This is a genomic window from Flavobacterium sp. FG68 (assembly GCF_057808895.1).
On the sequence record NZ_JBMDIY010000004.1, the window covers coordinates 54,959 to 81,707 of the forward strand.

At 34.5% G+C, this 26,749-nt stretch carries 15 protein-coding genes and 1 pseudogene; 12 read left to right on the top strand and 4 right to left on the bottom strand.

Annotated elements, in window-relative coordinates:
• Positions 1 to 81: 81 nt before the first annotated feature.
• A complete protein-coding gene (locus tag ACODSB_RS03700; protein ID WP_053472923.1) occupies positions 82 to 1,641 on the bottom strand; it encodes a RagB/SusD family nutrient uptake outer membrane protein in 1,560 nt (519 codons plus the stop codon).
• Between the two features lie 30 nt (positions 1,642 to 1,671).
• The gene (locus ACODSB_RS03705; protein ID WP_488936057.1) at positions 1,672 to 4,728 is read right to left on the bottom strand and encodes a SusC/RagA family TonB-linked outer membrane protein; all 3,057 of its coding nucleotides are present in this window, start codon (positions 4,726 to 4,728) and stop codon (positions 1,672 to 1,674) included.
• 561 nt (positions 4,729 to 5,289) lie between these two features.
• On the opposite strand from ACODSB_RS03705, the gene ACODSB_RS03710 reads away from it, so the two are divergent.
• Complete coding sequence (locus tag ACODSB_RS03710; RefSeq protein ID WP_053473033.1) at positions 5,290 to 5,979, top strand: NUDIX hydrolase; 690 nt, start codon at positions 5,290 to 5,292, stop codon at positions 5,977 to 5,979.
• Positions 5,980 to 6,384: 405 nt separating this feature from the next.
• Here the strand turns inward: ACODSB_RS03710 and ACODSB_RS03715 are convergent, their stop codons facing one another.
• Positions 6,385 to 7,383 carry a GntR family transcriptional regulator gene (locus ACODSB_RS03715; RefSeq protein ID WP_488936058.1) on the bottom strand — a complete coding sequence of 333 codons (999 nt, stop codon included), beginning with the start codon at positions 7,381 to 7,383 and terminating at the stop codon, positions 6,385 to 6,387.
• A gap of 103 nt (positions 7,384 to 7,486) precedes the next feature.
• Here ACODSB_RS03715 and ACODSB_RS03720 point away from each other — a divergent pair, with 103 nt between their 5' ends.
• From ACODSB_RS03720 to ACODSB_RS03760, 9 genes and pseudogenes are all read left to right on the top strand, one after another.
• Positions 7,487 to 8,542 carry an aldose epimerase family protein gene (locus ACODSB_RS03720; RefSeq protein ID WP_488936059.1) on the top strand — a complete coding sequence of 352 codons (1,056 nt, stop codon included), beginning with the start codon at positions 7,487 to 7,489 and terminating at the stop codon, positions 8,540 to 8,542.
• Between the two features lie 25 nt (positions 8,543 to 8,567).
• Positions 8,568 to 9,728 (top strand): galactokinase, encoded by a 1,161-nt coding sequence (gene galK, locus ACODSB_RS03725; protein ID WP_053472927.1) that lies wholly within the window; start codon positions 8,568 to 8,570, stop codon positions 9,726 to 9,728.
• A 15-nt stretch (positions 9,729 to 9,743) separates the two neighbouring features.
• Entirely contained in the window at positions 9,744 to 10,805 is a 1,062-nt protein-coding gene (locus tag ACODSB_RS03730) for a UDP-glucose--hexose-1-phosphate uridylyltransferase (protein WP_488936060.1), read from the top strand.
• Positions 10,806 to 11,053: 248 nt separating this feature from the next.
• Positions 11,054 to 12,754 (top strand): sodium/sugar symporter, encoded by a 1,701-nt coding sequence (locus ACODSB_RS03735; protein ID WP_488936061.1) that lies wholly within the window; start codon positions 11,054 to 11,056, stop codon positions 12,752 to 12,754.
• Between the two features lie 481 nt (positions 12,755 to 13,235).
• Positions 13,236 to 16,622, top strand: a complete 3,387-nt coding sequence (locus tag ACODSB_RS03740; protein WP_488936062.1) for an RHS repeat domain-containing protein — start codon at positions 13,236 to 13,238, stop codon at positions 16,620 to 16,622.
• 13 nt (positions 16,623 to 16,635) lie between these two features.
• The gene (locus tag ACODSB_RS03745; RefSeq protein WP_488936063.1) at positions 16,636 to 20,130 is read left to right on the top strand and encodes a DUF6443 domain-containing protein; all 3,495 of its coding nucleotides are present in this window, start codon (positions 16,636 to 16,638) and stop codon (positions 20,128 to 20,130) included.
• Positions 20,131 to 20,132: 2 nt separating this feature from the next.
• Positions 20,133 to 20,792 (top strand): hypothetical protein, encoded by a 660-nt coding sequence (locus tag ACODSB_RS03750; protein ID WP_488936064.1) that lies wholly within the window; start codon positions 20,133 to 20,135, stop codon positions 20,790 to 20,792.
• A 310-nt stretch (positions 20,793 to 21,102) separates the two neighbouring features.
• A pseudogene (locus tag ACODSB_RS03755) lies at positions 21,103 to 21,587 on the top strand (IS1 family transposase); the annotation flags it as partial.
• Between the two features lie 319 nt (positions 21,588 to 21,906).
• On the top strand, positions 21,907 to 22,512 hold the full coding sequence (locus tag ACODSB_RS03760; RefSeq protein WP_256636566.1) for a hypothetical protein: 606 nt from the start codon (positions 21,907 to 21,909) through the stop codon (positions 22,510 to 22,512).
• A gap of 190 nt (positions 22,513 to 22,702) precedes the next feature.
• Here the strand turns inward: ACODSB_RS03760 and ACODSB_RS03765 are convergent, their stop codons facing one another.
• The gene (locus tag ACODSB_RS03765; protein WP_488936065.1) at positions 22,703 to 23,953 is read right to left on the bottom strand and encodes an NAD(P)/FAD-dependent oxidoreductase; all 1,251 of its coding nucleotides are present in this window, start codon (positions 23,951 to 23,953) and stop codon (positions 22,703 to 22,705) included.
• A 101-nt stretch (positions 23,954 to 24,054) separates the two neighbouring features.
• Here ACODSB_RS03765 and flxA point away from each other — a divergent pair, with 101 nt between their 5' ends.
• Complete coding sequence (flxA, locus tag ACODSB_RS03770; RefSeq protein ID WP_488936066.1) at positions 24,055 to 25,575, top strand: flexirubin biosynthesis tyrosine ammonia-lyase FlxA; 1,521 nt, start codon at positions 24,055 to 24,057, stop codon at positions 25,573 to 25,575.
• Positions 25,576 to 25,602: 27 nt separating this feature from the next.
• Entirely contained in the window at positions 25,603 to 26,712 is a 1,110-nt protein-coding gene (locus tag ACODSB_RS03775; RefSeq protein ID WP_053473034.1) for a WG repeat-containing protein, read from the top strand.
• Positions 26,713 to 26,749 lie beyond the last annotated feature (37 nt).

Genomic DNA, 26,749 nt, shown 5'->3' on the forward strand with positions numbered 1-26,749 from the left:
TTATTTTTAGTCTCGGTTTGCAGTCTCAGTTTTCAGTTTACAGTCCCAGTCTCACTGAAAACTGAGACTGCGACTGAAAACTCAATAACTGTCATTCTGTTTTGTTCCCGGATTATTATCCATTTCTAACTGCGGAATTGGGAAATATTCACGTCCTGCTGTATACGAATTAAACTCAGCATCTCTTGTTTTCAGCCATGCTAATTTTGTTGGATTTTGAAGCCAACCCCAGCGGCGTATGTCATCAAAACGGTGGCCTTCCAATGGAAATTCTAAAAATCTTTCGTGCCCGATTTGTTCTCTCATCTGGTCTTGGTTCATTCCCGGTTTTGTAACTGATAAATCGGGCAGATTTACTCGGTTTCTAACCATTTGAATGTATGTATATGCTCCCGGTGTATCGCCTGTTTCGTTCAAAGTTTCGGCATACATTAAAAGTATATCGGCGTATCTTAACAATCGTTCGTTAATTCCCGAACGCCAGTCGTATTCGTCTGCAAATTCACCATCAGAATTTTGATATTTTCTGCAGAACAAATCGTTTAAATCTCCTGGGCTTGAGGCATAAAAAGCAGCAAAATCTCTTCCGTATAATTTTGTTCCGGGTTTATTGTAAAATATTGTGGCATCTAAACGCGGATCAACGTCTCCTGTTTTTGTTTTTTCTTCCTGAAATTCATTAAATAATGCCCATGTTGGCTGCACATCTGTCCATCCAAAAGCTCTTGGCGCATACGTAATGGCACGTGCAGATGTTTTTCCCCAGCCAGATGCGGGTGCACCGCCCCAGCCTAAATCAACACCGCCGGCATCTCTGCTAAATTGCACTTCAAACAGGGATTCTGAATTGTTTTCGTTTGCTGTTGTAAAATTGTCCCGATAGTTTGAAACTAAAGAATACACTCCTAAATCAATTACTTGTTTAAAAGTAGTTCTGGCGTTTGTAAAGTCTTTAGTAAATAAATAGGCTTTTCCTAAATATCCTAACGCTGCTCCTTTTGTAGCACGTCCTTTTTGGCCTGCATCCGGACCTGTAACTCCAACGTAAGAATTAGGCAGTAATTCGGCTGCTGTTTTAAAATCGGCAATAACTTGAGCCCAGCCTTCTTCATTTGATTTCTGCGGATGATATACCTCAACATCTAACGGAATTGGTACATTTTTAAACATATTTACGGCGTGAAATAAATACAATCCTCTTAAAAAATAAGCTTGCCCTAAAATTCTGTTTTTAAGCGCTTCATTTTCAAATTGAATATCTGGAACATTTGTCAAGACCTGATTGGCACGATAAATACCTTGATAATACGTTTCAAAAGCCCATCCGTAAATGGCAGCATCAGCTACATTGGAGTTAAAATGTCCAACGTTGTACATAGATGGCCAAGGGCTGTTTGTGCGAGAATCATCGGCTTTTGCATCTAATAATAATGGCGTACTTCTCATGTACGTTCCATCTGTTAATAAACTCCCGTATACGGCATTAATTCCTTCCAATGCATCCTGATCTGTTTTCCAAAAAGAATCTACTGCATCATTATTTGGGTCGAGTTGGGTCAAATCTTCATCATCAACACAGCTTGTTGTTACAACAGCCAGTGAAAAGAAAATCGCTATATAGTTAAATATTTTATATTTCATTTTAATACGTTTTTAGTTGGTTAGGCTCGTTTAAAAATTTACTTCAACACCCAAAGAAATAGTTCTTGGATTTGGAAAAGATCCTGCATCATATCCTCTTGAAAGTAGTCCGTCACTATTAAAATCAGGATCGTAACCCTTATATTTTGTGATCGTTAATAAGTTCTGCCCATTTATGTAAACCTTAGCACTTTGAATAAATTTATCTTTTAACGGAATGTTATATCCTAATTCCATTGTTTGCAGTCTTACATAATCACCGCTTTCAATAAATCTATTGGAGTCTCTTGAATTTCCGTTAGGATCACCAATAACCGGAGCCGGAACATTCGTATTTGTATTGGTTGGCGTCCAATAATTTAATTCATCTGTGTGATGGTTAGTATATTGCCCAATCATCAAATTACGGTACATGGCATTGAAAATTTTATTTCCGCCGCTGCCCTGCCAGAACATTGAGAAATCAAAATTGGCATAAGAAGCGCTAAAATTCACTCCGAAACCATATTTAGGAATTGTTACACCTTGAAAAGTTCTATCGGCATCTGTAATGGCGCCGTCGCCGTTTACATCTTTAAATTTAATATCTCCGGGAGCCGCACCCGTTTGTGTTGGAGAAGCCGCAACCTCAGCTGCATTTTGGAAAATACCAATCGCTTCCCACGCAAAAAGTTCACCCACAGATCTTCCTACTTCTGTTTTTGAAACTGCTCCATAAAGTGGATTTGAGTTCACTCCAATTTTGGTAACTTCATTTTTCAGTGTTCCAAAATTGGCTGAGATATCATATTTAAATTTATGATGATGATTACTATATGATGCTGTAAATTCTAAACCATGATTTTTCATGTCTCCTGCATTAGTAAAAATACTTGCCGGAAAAGCTCCTGTAGAAAACGGCAGAGGCACAGTAACTAAGATATCTGTAACTTTTTTAGAAAAATATTCTGCTGTAAATTGTAAGTCGTTATTAAAAAAACCAAGTTCTAAGGCAATGTTATTGCTGCTTGTTTTCTCCCATTTTACATTTGGGTCAAGAGAACTTACTACGGTTGTACCTGGCGCGAGTTCGTTGTTGAAATCGTATCCGGCGAAACTGTTCACTGTTGAAGCAAAAAAGTATTGCGGAATTGTATTGTTACCCAATGTACCGTAACCGCCGCGAAGTTTAATATTGCTGATCCATTTTGGTAAGGTTATGAATTTTTCATTGCTGATTTTCCATCCTCCTGAAAAAGAATAAAAATTTGCCGAATTATTGATCTCACTAAAAAGAGAGGTTTTATCTTGTCTAAAATTGGCCTGCAGCAAATATCTGTCATCATAAGAATAATTTAATCTGCTGATATACGATATTCCGGTTATGGTAAACTTGTATTCTCCTGCGTCTCTGGAATCTGCGTACTGCATCATGCTGATTTCGCCCGGTTTAAAACCTACTCCTCTTGACCAGTGATTGTAATTTTCTCTTCTTTCCTGAATCCATCCGGCAAGAGCGTCTATTTTATGTTTCCCAAGCGTAACCTCATAAGTTAATAAATTATTCAAAAACGTTCTTAATTCATTTCCGTTAGAAATGTCTAGAGAAGCTTCGTCATTTGTGGTGATATAATACCATCCTAAATCACTTGGCGGAATGAATTTTCTGTTTTGCCAATCGGTTCTGTCGTAACTTACATCGAGTTTATATTTTAATCCTTTTACGATTTCAATTTCTCCCCATACATCACCAAGGAAACGGTTTCTTTTTCCATTATTTTCAATTAAATTATTATATCCAATTGGATTCATCGAAATTGCTCTTTGCGTTAAATTATCTGTTCCGCCGTAGCCGCCCAATCGGTTAGAATCATAAACCGGCATTGTTGGAACTGCACCCAGAATATCGCTGATAACCGTTTGCCCCGCATTGTATTCATTAAAAATTTCTTTATCAGATTGTGTGTAGCCTATTTTTACACCGTATTTGAATTTTCCTTTTTTACCATTTAAATTCAAATTGGTAGACAATCTTTCATAATCCTGAGGCGTTTTAATATAACTCGTGTTTTTAAAATAATCGACATTAAAACTATAGGCTATATTTTCTGCACCTCCGTTAAGTGTAAGCGCTTGATTTTGTACAACTCCCGTTTGCAGAGCTTCTTTTTGCCAGTCTGTGTTTACATTTGTAATATAAGAAGGGCTGTTTGGATCATTTCCCGGTGCAATACTTACCGGAACACCCGCTCTAATATCTCTGTTTCTTTCGGCTTCGCTGGTAATTTTTTGATAACCTTCACGATCTGTAACATCCCATTTTTTAGCTACATTCTGAAGTCCTACAATCGATTTGAATTTAACGTCCATTCGGCCCGCTTTACCTTTTTTTGTGGTAATAATTACAACTCCATTTGCACCGCGAACACCATAAATCGCTGCCGAAGAGGCATCTTTTAAAACCTGCATTGACTCTATTTCTCCCGGAGCAAAATCATAAGGAGCGTCTACCATAATACCGTCAATTACAAAAAGCGGATTGTTATTGGTAAAGGAAGTTATTCCTCTAATTTTGATATTGACAAAACCTCCCGGCTCTCCTGATGATTGTACGGTTACACCCGGAACTTGCCCTTGCAGCATTTTTGCCGCATCATAAGTAACTGTTTTTTTTGCCGACTCTAAGTTTACAACACTTACAGAACCGGTTAAATCTGATTTCTTTTGAGTTCCGTAACCAATAACAACAACTTCATTTAATTTGTTGGTGTCTTCGCTTAAGGCTACGTCTATTTTTAATTGATTTGCTACTGGGATTTCACGAATTTGAAATCCTATAAATGAATAAACTAAAACATCTGTTGAAGATGCCTTAATCGTATACTCTCCGTCAAATCCAGTTGTAACAACTGTTTTGGTTCCTTTTATCATAATGTTTGCTCCCGGCAAAGGCAGATTGTCTTGTGCCGAAGTAACAACTCCGCTAATCGTTTTGCCTTGAGCCGACATTTGATTAACAGAAAAAATTAGCATGCAAATTGCTAAAATCCAGTCTTTTTTTGGCAATAAAAAATTGCAGTAAAAAATTAATTGTTGGTTTGTTATCATAATGGTTTGTTTAAGGTTGGTTTTGTGGTTAGTTAATAAGTGTTAATCTTACATTTGTAAATTTAAATAAAAAAAATGCGCAAAAACAAATTAATATGACAAAAAAACATCTTAAAAAAAACATATATCGTAATTTAAGTGTATTTGTAACGTTTAAAAAATTGCTATTTATTTCAAAAAAAGAAACTTTTTTGATGCGTTAATTGTGTAAAAAGTACACTTTTAATCAAAAAGCCACTTTTTAATCAAAAAACCGCCTTATTAAAAAAAGATATAAATGAGTTGTTTTTTAATTATTTAAATACAATTTAATTGCTATTTTTGTAAATAAAAACCTATTTAAACAATTGGTGGTTTTAACTTTTTTTCAAAAAACTGTCCTGTATTATCCTGTTTTTGAATTAAAAAAATCTTAAAAAAGAAAAATGAATGTTATTTTTGTCCAAAAAGTGATTTTTTTAACTCTATTTTTGAAGTGTTATTATTGTAAGTGTGAAATCTACATTAATAAATTATGAAACAATTGAGGAAGTTTATATCTTTACCAATAAAATATTGAATATGCTAAACAGTTATAGCTCTGCCGATAAGGTTTTACTAGCGGTAGATTGTATTATTTTTGGATTCGACAGTGACGGTTTAAAAATACTTTTAATTCAAAGGGACTTTGAACCTGAAAAGGGAAAATGGTCTTTAATTGGGGGATTTTTAAAACGTGATGAAGTTTTAGACGATGCGGCTATCCGAATTTTAAATACATATACAGGTCTTAACGATATTTATATGGAGCAGTTATATGCTTACAGTGAAATTGATCGTGATCCTGTCGAAAGAACAATTTCGGTTTCGTATTTTGCTTTGATTAATATCGAAAACCACAATGAAGAATTAATTAAAAATTATCACGCTGAATGGTTTCCTATTAATGAAGCACCGCATTTAATTTTTGACCATAACGACATGGTTCAAAATGCGATAAAAAGGCTTCGTTATAAAACCTCGATAAAACCAATCGGATTTGAATTGCTGCCTGAAAAATTCACAATGCGTCAGCTTTTAGAATTGTATGAAGCGATTTTAAGCAAAGAATTAGATAAGAGAAACTTTATCAGTAAAATAAATTCTCTTGAAATCCTGAATAAACTGGAAGAAAAAGATATGCAGTCGTCCAGAAAAGGATCTTATTTATACACTTTTAATAAAGAGAAGTATGAAGAAAAATTACTTAACGATTTTGTATTGAATTTATAAAAAGTCTCACGCAGATACTACAGATTATAAGTTTTATTTAGCCACAGATTAAAAGGATTTGCACAGATTTTAAAATCATTTTAATCCTTTTAATCTGTGGCAATATCCATAAAAAACAAAACCCTGAAATCCACAATTTTCAGGGTTTTTTCTTCAATAAAACTACTATTAAAAAAATAAACAAAATTATTTATTATCTTTTTTAACCTTGCTTTAAGCGGTCATTATGAACACTAACCGTTAAAACAAATTAATAAGTGTAAAATTTACATTTGCAAATGTAAGCAAAATATATCTTCAAAAACAAGAAATTGTTTTTTATTAATTTACTATTAGATTTTTCAAACAAAAAGCTGTTTTACTGTGATATAAACAATCATTTTGCTAAAATTCTTTATCAACTCTTTACAAAGAATTTCTCATAATTAACGATGATTTGTTTTCTATTTGTTCCTTTTTTCCTTTAAGAACCATTTCGGCGAGGATTTTTCCCATGGCTTCAAAATGTGTCGAAATAGTGGTGATTCCGTTCGCGGCAATTTTTTTCAGCGGTGTTTCATTATAAGATATAATTCCAAAATCAGCTCCGAGTTTTAAGTTTTTATCTCTGGCGTTTTCGATTACGCGAACTAAATCACGATCATTCGGAATGATATATAAATCCCCTTCGGTAATTTCTCTGTTTGTAAATTCGGCAATAACTTCCGATTCAAAATTATATTCGGCACAAAAATCTTCAAAACCCAATTTCATTCCCAGCGGTTCGCGAAAACCAGGAAAAATTAAAATCAGTTTTTTGTATTTACGCAAGCGCTCTTTTCCTCTTTTCAGTCCTTCAAAAATATCCTTTTGGTGGTTTTGATAAATTGCCGGATATATTTTTAAATCTGAATTTGTTTGATCCAGTATAATTACGTCACCTACTGGTAGGGTTTTTATCGAGGCAACGATATCTTTTAAATTTGTGGGCATCAAAATGTATTTGGTATAATTGCCGTTGCTGTCGTTTATCAGCTTTTGAAAAACCTGACTATTGAAATGGTGAAAGAAAATATCGACCTGAACATTTTTTCCAATGTTGTTTAAAAACGAGTTATAAATATCTTCCTTAAAAATATTCAACTCATCAAAAAGTAAAAAAATCTTTTGTTTTATAGTGATTTCAACGCTTTTAACGTAATATCCTTTTCCGGGAATGGCATAAATAATCCCTCTTTTTTTGAGTTCTTCATAGCCCAGCAAAACGGTATCGCGTGATAATGAAAACGCCAGACATACTTTATTTACTGATGGAAGCCTGTCGCCTTTTACTAATTTTTCTTCTTCAATTGCTTTTTCTATTGAAAGAATTATCTGCTTATATTTTGGCAGACCAATGTTGTTTTGAATCGAAATTATATTCATAGGAAAAGTGAAATTTTGTGCAATATACAAAAACTGGTAGGTACTGGTATGTAAAACTAAAGAAATGTTTCTATTTTTGAATTTCACTTTTGGCAAAATTTACATGGAAATAAAACATAAATCGCATTTAAAAGAAACTTATAATTCTAAATCCTTTGGTTTCACTCCAGATAATAACGAAATTCTTTCTTTAGAATTATCGAATAAAAATGGTATGAAAGTCGAGATTACAAATTATGGAGCGACTGTGACGTCATTACAAGTTCCGGTTTCAAATGGAAATCTTGTTGATGTGGTTTTGGGTTTTGATTCTGTTTCTTCTTATTTAGAATCTTATTTACTGCCAAGTGCTCCTTATTTTGGAACAACCGTTGGACGTTATGCGGGAAGAATTAATAAAGGAACTTTTTCATTGAATGGAAAAACCTATGAGTTGGCCAAAAACAATAACGGAAATTCCCTTCACGGCGGAAATAATGGTTTTGGAAGAAAAGTATGGAATGTTACCAATCAAACTTTAGGAGAAAATCCTTCGATAACATTTAGCTTAATAAGTCAAGATTTAGATGAAAATTATCCGGGAGAATTACATGTTGATTTAACGTATACTTTAACAGAAGAAAATGAATTGAAATTAGATTATAAAGCGGTTTCAACAGAAGATACGGTTATAAATTTAACGCATCACAGTTATTTTAATCTCGACGGACACGATGGAAGTGTTTTAGATCAAACCGTTTTTATTGATGCCGAAAAAATAGTCGAGACAAACCACGAAAATATTCCAACCGGAAAATTTATTGATCTTACAAATCATGAATTTGATTTTAGAACAGCTAAAAACTGCCCAGCGTCGATAGATAATTCTTTTGTGATCGAACCGACAAACAACGTTGCGGCAATTTTATCAAGTTCAAAAAATAATTTAAAAATGAGCGTTTATACAGATCAGCCAAGTGTACATATATATGTAGGCGGAAACTGTTTTGATATTTTAAAAGGGAAAAACGATGTTGTTTACCATAAAACAAGCGGCATTTGTTTTGAAAATCAAAATTTTCCAGATGCTCCAAATCAGGCACATTTTCCAAATTCTATTTTGAAAAAAGGCGAAGAATATAACCAGAAAACCGTTTATAAATTTGAAAATATAAACTAAAAAACAACGAACCAATTACACTATAATGAATGATATTTTAATACAAAATACTACTGCTTTTTTTGAGAAATCATTTGGCTCTAAGCCAGAAAAAGTGGTGCTTTCTCCGGGAAGAATTAATATTATTGGAGAACATATTGATTACAATGACGGTTTTGTTTTACCGGCTGCAATTGATAAAGTGATTTGTTTTGCATTTGAAAAAAACAATTCAAAAAAATCAAAAGTAATCGCAATTGATTTAAATGAAGAATTTGAAATTGATTTAACTCAGGAAGTAAAACTTAGCGATGTTGTCTGGACAAATTATATTCGCGGTGTTATAAAACAATTGCAGGATAACGGATATTCGTTTGATGGTTTCAATTGTGTTTTTAGCAGTAATATTCCGGTTGGTTCCGGATTGTCTTCTTCTGCAGCTTTAGAGTGCGGAACTTTATTTGGAATCAAACAGCTTTTCGATTTAAAAATCGAAAAAGTTGATATAGCATTATTAGGACAAAAAGCAGAACACTGGGTTGGAATTAACTGCGGAATTATGGATCAGTTTTCGAGCGTTCACGGTCTTGAAAATAAAGTTATAAAATTAGATTGTAACACGCTTGATTTTGAATATCACAATGCCGATTTTAAAGATTATTCCTTGATTTTAATGGATAGTAATGTAAAACATTCTCTTTTTACATCAGAGTATAACACGCGCAGAATTGAGTGTGAACAAGGTTTGGCTATTATTAAAAGTAATTTTCCTGAAGTAAAAAGTTTCAGGGATTGTTCTGAAGAACAGCTTTTAAGTATTCAGGATAAAATGAGCGAAACGGTTTTTAAAAGAGTTCATTTTGTTGTAAAAGAAATCAACCGGGTTATAAAAGCCTGCGAAGCGCTGGACAATGGAGATATTGAACTTTTAGGACAATTGCTTTTTGAAACGCATTATGGTTTATCGCAGGAATATGAAGTAAGCTGCGCTGAGTTAGACATGCTTGTAGACACTGCAAAAGCAGATGATGCCATTATTGGTTCTCGCGTTATGGGAGGCGGTTTTGGAGGCTGCACCATAAATTTAATTAAAAAAGGACATGAAAATCAGGTAAAAAGTAAGTTTTCAAATCTTTATTTAGATACATTTGGGATTGAATTAAAATTTTATGATGTAAAAATCTCAAACGGAACAACATTACTTTAATACCGACACAACACAATGAAAAATTTTGACATTAACGAAGATCCCCACAGACGTTTTAATCCCTTAATTAATGAATGGGTTTTGGTTTCACCTCATCGTGCAAAACGTCCGTGGCAGGGACAAAATGAAACCATTTCGACAGAATCACTTCCTAAACACGATCCCGAGTGCTATTTATGTCCGGGAAATGTTCGTGCAAACGGAGTAAGTAATCCTGCATACAAAAACAGCTTTGTTTTCGACAATGATTTTGCTGCTTTAAAACAGGATGAAATTATTTTTGAAGAAGATATTAAGCACACATTTTTTAAGGCAAAACCAGAACAGGGAATTTCGAGAGTGGTTTGTTTTTCTCCAAGACACGATCTTACGCTTCCGGAAATGGAAGTTTCAGACATTGAAAATATTGTAAAAACCTGGCAGAAGGAATATACAGATTTAGGAAATATAAAATATATTAACCACGTTCAGATTTTTGAAAATAAAGGAAGTGTTATGGGCTGCAGCAATCCGCACCCGCACGGACAAATCTGGGCACAGTCTTCATTGCCAACTCAGGTTGAAAAAACACATAACAGCTTAAAATCGTATTTTGATAAAAACCAAAGAACTTTATTAGAAGATTACGTTCAGGCCGAATTAAAAGTAGGAAGCCGTATCGTGATTGAAAACGAATATTTTGTGGCATTAGTTCCGTTTTGGGCAATCTGGCCTTACGAAACAATGATTGTAAGCAAAAGAGCGATTAGCAAAATCACTGATTTTACGGCTGAAGAAGTTTCGGCTTACGCCAAAATTTTAAAGCAATTAACGATCAAATACGATAATTTATTCAACACTTCATTTCCATATTCGTCTGGAATTCACCAGGCACCAACAGATGGTTTTGATCATCCGGAATGGCATTTCCACATGCATTTTTATCCGCCATTGCTTCGTTCTGCAACTGTAAAAAAATTCATGGTGGGTTACGAAATGATGGGAGAATCTCAAAGAGATATTACTCCGGAGAAAAGTGCCGAAATTTTAAGACAACAAGCGGAAGTGCATTATAAAAATGCAGTAAAAATTGACTAAATTTTTACGCTGATAGCCTGTAATTTGAAAATTTAACAGAATAATTTGTTTATAAATGTAAATAGCACATTTAAAATGATTGTTTTTTAAGTTTTTATTTTAAATTTGGCTTTCGTTCTTTTTTTAATAAAAAAATAACAGAATAAAAACACATATTTCATTTTTAAACACATTAAACCACATAAATATTAATTTCAACTTTTAACTTAAACAATCACCTATACTAATTATCTAAAATACTATTAACAATGAAGTCAAACCTCGCACTCGCAGATTATGCGGTTTTTATTATTTATTTTATCGTAGTATCTGTCTACGGTTACACCGTTTATCGCAAACGTAAACAAGACGAGCACGATGCTAAAGCTTATTTTCTTGCCGAAGGAAATTTAACCTGGTGGGCAATTGGAGCTTCGTTAATTGCATCAAACATTTCAGCAGAACAATTCATCGGGATGAGTGGTGAAGGTTTCTTTTTAGGAATCGCCGTTGCTGCTTATGAATGGCTTGCTGCTGTTGCCTTAATTATTGTAGCCGTTTGGTTCATTCCGGTGTATCTTAAAAATAAGATATATACTATGCCTCAATTCTTAAAAACACGTTATAACGAATCGACTGCGTTGATTATGGCTGTTTTCTGGTTGTTTTTATATGTATTTGTAAACTTAACTTCTATCCTGTATTTAGGGGCAGTTGCCATTGACGGTCTTGCCGGTGGAGGATATCTTCACATTATTATGATCGGTCTGGCTGTGTTTGCCTTATTTATTTCTCTTGGAGGAATGAAAGTTGTGGCTTATACAGATGTTATTCAGGTAGCGGTTTTAATCATTGGAGGTTTAGTAACTTCATACATTGCGCTTACAACTGTTGGGAGTGCTTTTGGAGTTGGAGAAAATGCAATTGCAGGTTTTAAAGTTTTAATGAGAGAAGCTCCTGAACATTTCAAAATGATTATACCAAGACCAACCGCAACTTCATCTCAACTTGAAATCAATAAATATTTAACTTTCCCAGGTTTGATGTCTTACCTTGCAGGTATCTGGATCATCAACTTAAACTATTGGGGATGTAACCAATACATTACACAAAGAGCTCTTGGTGCAGATTTACAAACGGCTCGTACCGGAATTTTATTTGCTGGTATGCTAAAATTATTAATGCCTTTAATTGTAATGCTTCCTGGAATTGCAGCTTTTGTTTTGTACAAAGACGGTCATTTACCTCAATTAGTTGGTGGAAAAGATGGAGCTTATTCGGCTGTGTTAACGTTTCTTCCAACGGGCCTTAAAGGACTTTCTGTTGCGGCATTAACTGCTGCAATTGTAGCTTCATTAGCTGGAAAAGTAAACAGTATCTCTACTATTTATACTTTAGATGTTCATAAAAAATATATTCAAAAACAAGCTGGCGAAAAACAACAGGTAAATATTGGTAGAATTGCTGTTTTCGCTGCTATGCTTTTGGCTGTTTTATTTACATGGAATGACCTTCTTGGAATTGGAGGAGAAGGTGGATTCACATTCATTCAAAAATACACTGGTTTCATTAGCCCTGGAGTTTTCGCTATGTTCTTCCTTGGTATGTTCTGGAAAAGAACTACTGGAACTGCCGCTATTGTTGGGGTAATTTTAGGATTTCTTTTATCTGTATTATTCAACGAATATGCTCCGGCTTTATTTGGAAACGAAACTTTACTATATACCGCATGGCCAACTGGAAAAGTTATAGGCGGTGTTCCTGTATACGAAATTCCTTTCCACATCTGTATGGGATTATCATTTTTCTTTACGATGTTAGCTATGATCGGAATCAGTTTTGCTGGTCCAAAAGTAAATCCAAAAGCGTTTGAAATAGACTCTGAAATGTTTAAAGTAAAACCACAAACAACAGTTTTAATTGTAATTACATTACTGATTATCGTAGCATTGTACGTTAAATTCTGGTAATTTTTTAATAAGTAATTTTGAAGTGAAAAGGGATCCTGTATGGGATCCCTTTTTTATTTTGTTGATTACAATAGTTTGTAAAAAATACGCCTATTTTCAATTTAAAAACTGAAATTAAATAGTCAACAATATTAAATTTTACCTCATAAAAGAATTTCATAAAAGATATTTAAGTTTTCATATTGCTGTTTTATCAATTTTTAATTGTTTTAAAGATATATTTTTATAAAAATTAAAAAAAATCAACAGCTTTCTTCTTTTTTATAAAAAATAAAAATTATATTATAAATGAGGTTTCCCGTAAAAAACTAACAGAGTACTTTATTAGATTTGTGTGCAAATTTTAATTTATATTCTAATTAAGCCAATGAAAAAATTTCTACCGCTATTCTTTTTGAAATTTTCTTTTAATCAAAAAACCAGTTTTCAAAATTCTATTCAACTATTACTGTGCTATGTCCTTTTTTTCTTGACAGTCTCTTTGAAAGCACAAATTGCTGAAAATGATCCAAGTAAATATGTCCCGAATATCATTCCTCCTTCCCCTACGGCTTACTCGTTGGGTACTTACGGGAATACTCCTATTGGATTATTTACAGGATCACAAAATATAAATATTCCTCTTTACACCTATAAAACGGCAAATCTAGAAGTTCCTATTACTATGTTTTACAGTTCAAATGGTATAAAGGTGGATGAGATTTCTTCAAATGTAGGACAAAGCTGGAATCTTAGTTTTGGTGGTACCATTACAAGAATAATAAGAGATAAACCAGATGAAACCAGAGGAGAATATCCTATTCCAATATCAATAACAGAATCAATGGGACGCTATTCTCCTCCCGCTTTAGATTTTTACCAGTATATTGGAGAAAATGATGTGGATACAGAATCTGACATTTTTAGTTTTAATTTTGGTAAATATTCAGGTAAATTTTTACTTAACAACGAAGGCGGTGTAGTTTTGATGCCGGCTCAGGAATTAAAAATTGAGTATACACTATCCCCTGAAAGTATCAATTTTGTAATTACAGCACCTGATGGTGTCAAATATTATTTTGACAATCAGGAAATCACCACACAAAGAGTTGTAGGAGGAGGTCATTCTATTCCTAATATAACTGTTTCATCATGGTATATAAGCAGGATTGTACACCCTAAAGGAGATGAAATTCAGTTTACTTATGATGCTGTCGGGGCTACTTATACAGCTTCACAATCCCAAACTTACAGAATGCTTTACCCGCGCATTCAATATGATGCCACTGGTAACCTTGAACAGTATACAGGCGGTTTAAGCCCAATGTATGACCACACCATAAGCTTAGCAGGCAAAGCAATAAAATCAATAAAAAGTACAAACCCTTTTTATGGAGAAGTTGCATTTACCTATCTTACTGCTTCCAGCGCAGATGTAACAACCGGCAATAACAAAATATCTCAAATTACCATTAAAGATAAAAATGCCGCAGAAATTGACCGTATCAATTTTACTTATACCACAACTCCTAATAACAGGGTATTTCTTGATAAAATTCAGTTTAAGGACATCAACCAAAACTATCAGTTTGAATACAACAACAGAAACAGTTTTCCGGCAAGGTTATCTTTAAGCCAGGACCATTGGGGCTATTATAATGGTAAAAGCAATACCAATATTGTACCTGCTCTTACGGCTTACGAGTTACAATCTGTAAATTATAATGGCGCGAATAAGGATCCTGATGGAAATTTTGCAAAAATTGGTCTGCTGACAAAAATTACTTATCCAGCAAAAGGATATACTACATTCGATTATGAACCAAATGATTATTATGGTCAGATAACTGTTGAACCTGCCAGGGTTTATCAATCTATAAGTGCTATAACTACAGAAGAAACAAATAATGCATCTTCACAATCCATGTATACTAATGGCGGTACAACACAAAACATCCCTATTGTAGCTGGTGTAAGCTTTTACTGTTCAGATCCAGAGTTGAACATAGGCAAAAACAAAGCAACCATAAGTGTTTATAATACTACAGCAAGCAGATACGAAACGCTTTATAGGACAGATAATAATTCTGCTCTGGCTACTGGTCCTTATCAAATAACACCCAATACTGCTTCTGGAGCTAAAGTTTTCTATTTTGTTGCCACAGCAAACCAAACTTACCGTATTAGTCTAAGTTCTGACTGGTTTTGTACTTCATCAACACTAAATTATAATTATCTTCCTGGAGGAGTTACTACTGTACCGGGTAATGTTGCTACTGGCGGTATAAGAGTACAGCGCACCTCTGACTATGCTTCTACATCATCTGCTCCGGTAATTAAAAGGTTTTTTTATGCAAAAAAAGACGACCTGGCCAAATCAACAGGAAATAAAGGACAGGATCCTTACTATATAGATTTATATAAAGTCGAGAAAATTTTAGAAGGAGGTCCTGGTGTTCAAGGAGTAACAAGCACAGCAACCTATTTAAATTTATCTTCAAGCAGTTTAACTTCTTTATTTGATACCGGAAATTCCAATGTATTTTATAATTATGTAACTATTTCATACGGATCAGATTCTTTTTTAAACGGAGGAGAAGAACACGAATTTATTGTTCACCGTGACGGGGCAGATGGTTTTGTGCTAGGGACTTATGATGTAAGAAGCGCCCCTTTTTCTAATTTAGGCTGGGATAATGGATTATTGAAAAAAGTAACCTATTTCAATAAAGATCTTAAAACAGTTAAACAAACTATAAACGAGTATGAAGAAAGATCTGCTTTAAGAAAAGAAATTATATCTTACAGTGCCAGAAAAAATTACGAAAAAATTCTTTCAGCACCTGTTAATTATCAATGTACAGAGGCAGACTTAACCAAAAGAACTTCAATGATTAGATGTATTGCAAATCATAAGCATATAAAATTCATTAATGGACTATTTTTTTCCTTAGTAGACAGTTTTGAATGCATAGCCCCAGGTAATAACAACATAACAGAATATTATCAACATCCTTGTTATGGAGCTACACTCCCAAAAACAATCACAAATATTAATAATATTGATAACCTGAGCATTGTAGCCTATAAAAACTATGCATTCTGGCATTACTTAAAATCTACTCAGGATATTGCTTATGACAGCAATGGAAATAATCCTGTAAGCACAACCACTAATTATAATTACAGAGGCATTAATCATACATTATTATCGTCACAAACCTCAAGTAGTTCAAATCTGGATACACTGGAAACTAAATATTTTTATGCCAAAGATGCTGAAATGGCAGGCGAACCATTGGTAAGTTCTTTAATCGCCACTAATATGGCTGAACCTCCTCTGGATACGCAGACTTTTAGAAATACCGTAAAACTCTCTGAGCAGAAAACCAGTTACGAGAAAAGTATAAATACAAACAGTTTATTACTGCCTAAATATGTGTATGCCAATAAAGGGGTTTCTGCTATAGCTGCTGCAGATAAAAAAATCACCTTTGACCAGTATGATACTAAAGGAAACATTATACAATATACACTTGAAAGCGGCACGCCGGTTTCCATTATCTGGGGATACGGCCAGACAAAGCCTATTGCCAAAATTGAAAATGCCGCTTACACCGAGGTTACTGCTTATGTAACAAACCTGCAGACCAAATCAGACACAGGAACTGAAGCGGAACTGACTACTGCCCTTAACGCCTTAAGAACAGCACTGCCAAATGCCATGGTTACCACTTATACGTATAAACCGCTGGTTGGAGTAAGCACCGTAACAGATCCTAAAGGATTTACTGCTGCTTACCAGTATGACAGTAACAACAGACTGGAACTGGTTAAAGACAATAACGGAAATATCCTATCTGAGAACCAGTACAATTACAAGCCATAAAACCAAAAGCAACATGAAAAACATATTAAAACTACTTTTGGTTTTGTTTCCCCTTATGGTAAACAGCCAGACACAAACCGAGAATTACGTCAAAACCGTTACTTACAAAACACCAAGTACCGTAAAAATAACAGCACCAACAATTCTGCAGGCCGCACAGACCGTAACCTATTTTGACGGACTGGGAAGACCAGTGCAGAAAATAGACTATCAGCAGTCCAAATCAGGAAAAGACATCGTAACCCATATGGAATATGACGGTTTTGGAAGACAGGTCGAAGAATATCTGCCTTTTAAAGCCGAAACCTCTGCCATGGCTTTTGATGCCGCCGCAAAAGCAAAACTGGTATCCTATTATGGGAGCCCTAATAGCACCGTAAACGGAAATCCTGCACTCGAAGCTACAGCCTTTCCTTTCAGCCGAAAAGAACTGGAGTCTTCTCCCTTGAACCGTGTCCTGAAACAGGCCGCACCGGGCAACGACTGGCGCTCGGGAACAGGACATGAAATAAAAATGGATTACCAGACCAATATTGCCAGTGATGTAAAATTGTTCACTGTTACTACGACATGGAATTCAGCATCCGGTTTATATGATATTGCTTTAGGAAATGCCTCAGCCAATGTTTTTTATAATGCCGCACAACTTATAAAAACGGTGACCTATGATGAAAATACGGCTGCCAGTCCTGTAGAAACTGGTGGATCAACGGTAGAATTTAAAGACAAGGAAGGAAAAGTTGTTTTAAAAAGAACCTATGATGCTGGGGTTAAACACGATACCTATTATGTGTATGATATTTACGGAAACCTAACCTATGTAATCCCGCCAAAAGCAGACACTGCCATTACCGCTGCCATATTAAACGATTTATGCTACCAGTACAAATACGACAGCCGCAATCGTTTGGCAGAGAAAAAACTGCCGGGGAAACAATGGGAGTTTATCGTATATGACAAACTGGACCGTGTTACCGCAACAGGTCCTGCAAATTCCCCTTTTTCGGATTTAACAACCGTGGGATGGCTTATAACCAAATACGATGCTTTCAATCGTCCGGTATATACAGGATGGTCAACTACTGCTGCGGCAACCGCTGCCGGAAGGATTAACCTGCAGACAGCACAAAACAGCGCATCGGTAATTAACGAAAGCAAACAGGCCAGCGGAACTATTGACGGTATAGCCGCTTATTATACCAATGTCGTTTCCCCAGCGGCTTTTAAACTCCTTACGGTAAATTATTATGACAATTATACTTTTCCAAGCACGCCGACAATCGCCGTGCCTACAGCTGTGGAAACACAGACCGTGCTGACAGCCGCACAGATAAAAGGCCTTGCAGCTGCATCCTGGACAAGGATCCCCACCACCAGCACCGCTGTACTGGGAGAAACCTCAGCTACTTTTTATGATAATAACGCAAGACCAATCAGGACTTATACCACAAATCATTTAGGTGGATATACCTATACAGACAAAAGGCTTGATTTTTCAGGAAAACCGCAGTACAGTATAACAAGGCACAGAAGGCTCAGCACAGATACGGAACTTATGACCAAAGATGTCTTTACCTACTCTGCACAGGATCGTCTGCTTACCCAGACTCATCAGATCAACTCGGGAACAGTTGAACTTATGACCAGCAATACTTATGATGAACTGGGACAGCTGATTTCTAAAAAAACAGGAAATACAGAAGCCCTGCCAATACAGAAAGTGGATTACACCTATAATATCCGCGGATGGCTGACTGCTATAAACGATATAAACGCACTGGCCAAATCAGGGGATCCTAAGGATTTATTTGCTTTTAAAATAAATTACAATACCATTCCTTCAGGTATCAGCGGGGTACTGGCATTATACAATGGAAATATTGCCGAAACGCAATGGACAAGTGCTTCTGAAACTACTCCGGTTATCCGTACTTACGGTTATAAATACGATAACCTGAACCGATTAAAAGATGCAGTGTTCAAAAGGGGGACAGCAGCAGCTAATAATGCTTATAATGAAACCCTGACCTATGATAAAAATGGAAATATCATGACCCTGCTGCGTAACGGAAACAGTGATACGGCAGCAAACCAGATTGATAACCTGGCTTATACTTATCTGAACTCTTACAGCAATCAGCTGGCAAAAGTGGCAGACAATGCCACAACTTATAAAGGGTATGGTTTTGTGGACAGTGCCGCCAATACTGTCAATGATTATACTTATGATGCTAACGGGAATATGATTTCTGATAACAACAAAAACATAACAGCTATAACCTATAACCACTTAAACCTGCCGGCCAAAATTACCTTTGCGACTACTGGCAATATTGTGTATATTTACAATGCTGCGGGGCAGAAAGTGCAAAAAATTGTAACTACTGTTTCTCCGGCAAGTGCAACAACAACGGATTATCTGGGAGGTTATCAGTATGATAACGCTGTGTTAAAGTTTTTTCCAACCACTGAAGGTTATGTGGAACCTGTATCTGGGGCTTATAGATATATTTACCAGTACAAAGATCATTTAGGTAACGTTCGTTTGAGTTATGATAAAACACTTGCTATTAAAGAAGAAAGTAATTTCTATCCTTTTGGATTAAAACAGGAAGGGTATAATACTATTAAAACTGGTGTAGAAAATAAGTATAAGTATAATGGAAAAGAACTGCAAGACGAGCTGGGACTTAACTTCTACGATTATGGAGCGAGGAATTATGACCCTGCTTTAGGTAGATGGATGAATATTGACCCATTGGCAGAGCATTCCCCTAACAAGACACTGTATCATTATTGTTCAAATAGTCCAATAAATAGAATAGATCCAACAGGAATGTGTGACGACCCTAATTGTCCTCACGGAGCAATTAGAAGAGGTTGGGATGCAGTTGGAAGATTTTTTGGGGCTTGGGGGCATAGTGATGCTAGTAGTGCTGTAGCACAAAATAATAACAATGTCTCTGCAGGTCCAATTGAAGAGGGAATATCTCAAGTTACATCAGAAACAAGTGTAGGTACAACGCAAGCTGATATTATTCCAGAAAATCCTTTAATTAAACTTGATTATAGCACTTCAAAAACGATAGGTAATGCAAAAATATTTAATACTAGTTCTAAAACTAATTATAATATGAGTACAGGTGGTACTGACTATTCAATTGATAGGCAATTGAATCTTCAAGTTCTTAATTTTAATTCAGAAATTGGAACCTCAGGAACGACCAACGGTGGCGAAATATCTCTTTTTGGACGGTTAGGTTTAGGCGTATCAGTAACTACAGCTTATAATATTTTGGATAGTAATATTTCTATTAATGGAAATGCTAATTTAAATGGAGATAATACATCAAGTTCAGTAAGTCTAGGAATTAAACCAGTGGGAATATTAGTCACAGCTGCAACAATTATTCTTAATCGAATTGTTCCTGTTTCTTCCCAGTTAATTCCAGCAGGAATACAATATAACACTATTACACCAATTGCAACAAACCAAATTACGAATTAGACATGATTAAAAAAAATCCTCTTGCTTTTACTGTTTTCTTTTGTGTACTTTTTTATATGATATATAAAACTATTGCCTTTTTTGTTTTAGATTCACAAATTAGATTTGACAATGTAAAACCTAAAATTAAAATGAGTGAGTTTACTAATATTTCAGAAAAAAGGGTTAACTATAGTCGAAGTTTTTATATAAATAATGAATTTATAGGTTTTAATGCTATCCTTGATAAAAATTATTTTGTGACAGTGACTAAACTTGGAAGGGTGCATCAAGATTTTAAGATAGTTAAAACTGATAAAAAACCAAACAATAGTTCAGATATTAATCTGTTTGATAATTCAGATGCGGAAGATGAAAATTCTAGATATATAGATTTGAATAATTATCCATTTAATACTAAACTAATTTATTATTACACTGATGGTGAAATATTAAATGTAAATAAATCTGAGTTTTATGAGATAGAAACAGTATTTACTTTTTTTAATATTTCTATTAAAAATGAAACTAGAAAAGATTTTGGTTACGGTGGAGTTAGAAAGAAAAAATCTATAAGTTTTGTTGAACATAAAGGAGATTTATTTGTGTTAAATTTATTTCCGATAGGTAATAATCAATTTAAAAGTTTACATGAATTAATAAATTTAGAGAGAACGAAATAAAGTCCAGCCATGGCTATAAATTTAATCTCTGACTTCGCACCGCAATCTAGGTAATGTTTCTTCTGCTGACGCGAGCATCTTGTTTTGTGAACGAAATCAAAGTAAAAAGCCATTCTATAACAGAGTGGCTTCTCACCGGCTTGAGCATCTTACTCATGAACTAAAAATCAGGTAATGTATCAGATGTGTTGGTTGTTAATAATTTCATCTAACATTTGCAGATTATCAACGATTTATAATAATATCGCATTAAAATTAAAAACAACCTTCGGGTTGTTTTTTTATTTTATAATGCATTAAATCGAAAGAAATGACTTCAAACCCGACTTGGTGTTGCAGATGTGTTGGTGAAATTAAAAATATGATAAAATATGGGAAAACAAAGTCTGGTAATCAAAGATATATTTGCAGACTTTGCAAGAAAACTAGAGTTGAAAGTTATAGTTATCAAGCTTACAAGCCTGATATTAATGAAAGTATCATTCGGTTCACAAAAGAAGGCCTAGGAATAAGGAGTACGGCAAGAATATTGAAAATATCAGCGACAACATTATTAAAAAGGATTGTATCAATTGCCAGAAGTATTCCCAAACCAATTATAAGCAAAGGTAAAAGTTATGAAGTTGATGAGCTGTGTACATACATTAGGTACAAAAAAAATTATATATGGCTAGTCTATGCTTTAGAAAAGAAATCTAAAACCGTTGTGAGTTTTAATCTTGGAAAGCTAACCAACAAAACACTGAGCTGTGTGTTCTGGATACTTTAAAATTATCAGAAGCTAAAAAAATATTCCCCTCGCTGGCGCGAGCGTCTCGCTCGTGCCAACTTTGCGTTCATGAGCAATCTGAAGTAATTATTGTTCTTCTTCAACACTTTAATAATCGTTTTAATGAGCTTTGCAGGTTTTAAAGTAAATCCAAAAGCGTTTAAAACCACAAACAACAGTTTTAATTGTAATTACATTACTGATTATCGTAGCATTGTGAAAAGGGATTCCAAAATTGGAATCCCTTTTTTTTATGTCTTAAAATATTTTTATTTTAACAAGAAAAATGTTTGTATAAACATTTTAATTACTTTTAGCCCAGTAATTAACCAAAATAAATAAAAAATGAAAAAATTAATTTTTGCTTTATTTATTATTTCCGGAACCGCTTTTGCTCAGGACATGGAAGTAGTAAAAGGAAACTTTGATTTCTTAAAAGATCAAAAAGAAATCAATACCATATTTGATTATAGCAGCTTCACTATGATGAAAGAAAAAAAATCTGAAGCACAATACATTAAAGAACACAAAGCCGATTTAGACGAAAAAGCAAAAGGAAACGGAAATCTTTGGGAAAAAAGATGGGTTGTTGCAAAAGATCAAATCTGGACTCCTAAATTTTTAGAAATAGGAAACATCGTATTATCTAAAGCTGGAAAAGATGTAAATTTTCAGGAAGGATTAAATACTCCTTATACTTTAATTGTACAAACGGTATGGATTTATCCTGGCTGGGATGCAGGAATTATGAAACAGCCTGCAAAAGTTACTACAAATCTTAAATTTGTTGAAACAGCAAACAAATCAAATGTTTTATTAGAAATTACAAGCGAAGAAGCTCCCGGAGATCAATGGGGAAGTAATTTTAGCAATGAAACAAGAATTGGAGAAGGATTCGCCAAAACTGCAAAATCATTATCTAAGCTTTTATTGAAAAAAGCATTCAAATAAAAACATTTAATATTTCGTAGGAATATCTCGTTGGTAGAAAAAATAGTTTTGTTTTTGAATTGTGTCCTGTAGGGACATCTGTTACAAAAATCAAACGTCCCTATGGAACGTATAACCGCAATTCTAATTTAATTCTACCAAGCAGACATTCCTACGGAATGAATTGTTTTTCGAATAAAAAAAGCCCTGATTATTCAGGGCTTTGTTCTTTTTGCATATTTAGTAAATACGCCATATTGGCTATTACATGATCATGTTTCTTGACAAACGAATTCTCTTCGTTCCAAACATATCCAGCTAAAACAGCACAAATTTTTTCTTTTACTTCAGGATTTTCCGGCTGATGGAAAAACAAAGTCTGAAGGTTTCCGGTATACCATTCCTTCACATATGTTGTAAATACTGAAATTCCACGTTTCATATATTGTGTAAACTCCACTTCCCAGTCCACAGGAATTCCCTGCGATTCTTTTAAATATAATTTTGCCGCCAGCATTCCAGACTCCGTTGCAAAAGCTACTCCGGATGAAAAAACCGGATCAAGAAATTCAGAACTGTTTCCTGTTAAAGCAAAACCATCTCCGTACATTCTTTTTACGGCTCTCGAATAATTTTCCAGCTTTACAGGTTCAAATAAAAATTCTGTGCCTTTAAATCTTTTAATATAATAATCTGATAGCTGAATAGCGTTTTTCAAAGCCTCGGCATTATCTTTATTTTCAGAAAGCGAATTAATAAAATCTGTTGGCCCAACAACACCTAAACTCGTATTTCCGTTAGAAAACGGAATTACCCAAAGCCAGACTTCAGTCTCCAAAATATCAAATGAAATCTGAGTTCCTTCCTCACCTTCCGGTCTGTTAATATCTTTTACGTGTGTAAAAATCGAAGAATGCGGGTCTAATTTCGACGGCGTATCTAAATCTAAAAGTCTTGGCAAAACACGGCCGTATCCGCTGGAATCAACGATAAATTTAGCATGAATCTCTTTTAAATTTCCGTCTTTATCTTTTACAATTGTTTTTGATTTTTTTCCTTCAAAAGAAACCTCTAAAACTTCCGTTTCAAATTCAAGGTCAACACCTTTACGAACCACTTCCTGCGCCATTGTATTGTCAAAATCAGCTCTTGGAATCTGCCAGGTCCAATCCCAGCCTTCGCCAAATTTTTTACTGAAATCAAAAACACAAATCTCTTCTCCCCTAATAAAACGGGCTCCCAATTTCTTTTCAAAGTTCATTGAATTAAGAGCATCAAACAATTCTGCTTCCGCAAAATGATCCATTACTCTCGGAATTAAGCTTTCGCCCACAACAAGTCTCGGAAACTTCTGTTTCTCAACAACTTTCACCTTAACATTGTTTTTATGAAGATAGGATGCCGATACACATCCGGATGGTCCGGCGCCTATTACTAAAACATCTACAAACTCCTTTATCATAATAAAAATATTATCAATTATTAACCTACATTTGCCATCATCAAAATAACTACATTTATTTTGATAAATAAAATTAAATTAGCACAACCAAAAACGAGTTAATGAATACAATTAATGAATATTTAAGTTTAGCAGAGTTTGAAGCCATAATCTTTGGGAATCAAAAAGTTACAATTAGTGATGTAGTTCTAAACCGAGTAAACGAAAGCTTCAATTTCTTAAAAGAATTCTCTGGAAATAAAGTAATTTACGGCGTAAACACAGGCTTTGGCCCAATGGCGCAATACAGAATTAAAGAGTCTGATCAAATTCAGCTTCAATATAATTTAATCCGCAGCCACTCTTCTGGAACTGGAAAACCATTAAATGCAGCTTGTGCAAAAGCAGCTATTTTGGCTCGATTAAATACGCTTTCATTAGGAAATTCTGGTGTTCATCCGTCAGTAATTCATTTAATGTCTGAACTTATTAACAGAGATATTACGCCTTTAATCTTTGAACACGGCGGCGTTGGTGCCAGCGGTGACTTAGTACAATTATCACATTTAGCTTTAGTTTTAATTGGTGAAGGTGAAGTTTTTTATAAAGGAGAAAGAAGACCAACTCCGGAAGTTTTTGAAATTGAAGGTTTAAAACCAATTCAGGTAGAAATTAGAGAAGGTCTGGCATTAATCAACGGAACTTCTGTAATGACAGGAATTGGTGTTGTAAATGTATATCACGCTAAAAAATTATTAGACTGGTCATTAAAATCCTCTTGTGCCATAAACGAATTGGTTCAGGCTTATGATGATCATTTCTCTGCAGAATTAAACCAAACAAAACGTCATAAAGGACAGCAGGAAATTGCGGCTAAAATGCGTCAGAATCTTTCAGACAGTACTTTAATCCGTAAAAGGGAAGACCATTTATATTCTGGAGAAAACACCGAAGAAATCTTCAAAGAAAAAGTTCAGGAATATTATTCATTAAGATGCGTTCCTCAAATTTTAGGACCGGTTTTAGAAACGATTAATAATGTAGCTTCTATTCTGGAAGACGAATTTAACTCGGCAAACGACAACCCAATTATCGACGTAAAAAATCAACACGTTTATCACGGAGGAAATTTCCACGGAGATTATATTTCGCTGGAAATGGATAAACTAAAAATTGTTATTACAAAATTAACGATGCTTGCAGAACGTCAGTTGAATTATTTATTAAATTCAAAAATCAACGAATTGCTTCCTCCGTTTGTGAATTTAGGAACATTAGGATTTAATTTCGGAATGCAGGGAGTTCAGTTTACAGCAACTTCAACAACTGCCGAAAGTCAGATGCTTTCAAATCCAATGTACGTTCATAGTATTCCAAATAACAATGACAATCAGGACATTGTAAGTATGGGAACAAACGCTGCGGTAATTACATCAAAAGTAATCGAAAATGCTTTTGAAGTATTGTCAATCGAAATGATTACGATTGTTCAGGCAATTGATTATTTAGGACAAAAAGATAAAATTTCGTCTGTAAGCAAAAAATGGTATGATGATGTTAGAAATATAATTCCAACATTTAAGGAAGATCAGGTAATGTATCCATTTGTTCAAAATGTAAAAGATTATTTGATTAACAATTAATTGGACAGGAATCATATTTTAAAAAACATGAAGAAAATATTTTTTTTATTTCTAATAGCTTTTCAATTAGTTAATGCTCAAGAACTTGCTTTAGTTAAAAAAGACGGTAAATTTGGTCTTATTACAAAAGAAGGAACTTTTGCCGTTGAACCAAAATTTGACAGCGCAAGAGATTTTTCTGATGGATTAGCAGCTGTTAAACAAAATGGAAAATGGGGATATGTGGACAGAAAAGGAACTTTTGTAATTCCTCCAACATTTGATAATGCAAGAGATTTCAACAGCGGAATCGCTGCTATTGAAAAAAAAGCCGTTTGGTATTACATCAACAAACAAGGCGAAATATTAAAAGGTAATCCGGAATCTGATAAATTATTTGATTTTCATTACGGAGCAGCATTTTTTAGACAAGCAGATAAAGTTGGGATCATCAATAATAAATTTGAAATTGTTCTGGCTCCAAAATATGATGTGATCAGAGCTTTTTATAATGGTTATGCAAAAGCTGCCGTAAATGATAAATGGGGAATTGTTGACCCATCTGGAAAAGAAGTTGTTGAAGCCATTTATGACGAAGTTGGAGATTACTACAACAACACAACCTGGGCTAAAAAAGGAAAAGATTATGGACTGGTTCATAACGGACAGTTTATTAAAATAGACGATGTAAGTGAATTTGGCGCTTTTGGAACGCAGGATTTAATTGCTGCGAAAAAAGACGCAAAATGGGGATTTATAAATTTTGAAGGACAATGGGTTCTTAAACCTCTATTTGACAAAACAAAACCATTCTCTAATAATCTAGCGCCTGTTCGCATTCGGGAAAAATGGGGTTATACCAATTTAGAAGGAATATGTGTGGTACAGCCAATGTACAATGATGCAGAACCTTTTAGCGAAAACGGACTTGCTGCTGTAAACAAAGGATACGGCTGGGGATTTATTAATGAAAGCGGAAAAGTAGTTATTCCGGCAGATTATGAAATTTCAGCAGCATTTGGAAGCTATATGCGTGAAGAAAAAGGATTTATTGGCGGATTAGCAAGAGTAAAACGTAACGGTAAATGGGGTTTCCTTAAACCAGATGGAAAGCTTTTAATCGAATGGTTTCAAAATGCTGAACTCTTTCAGGAATAAAAAAAGAATTTTTATATTATTAATATTGAATCTTAAA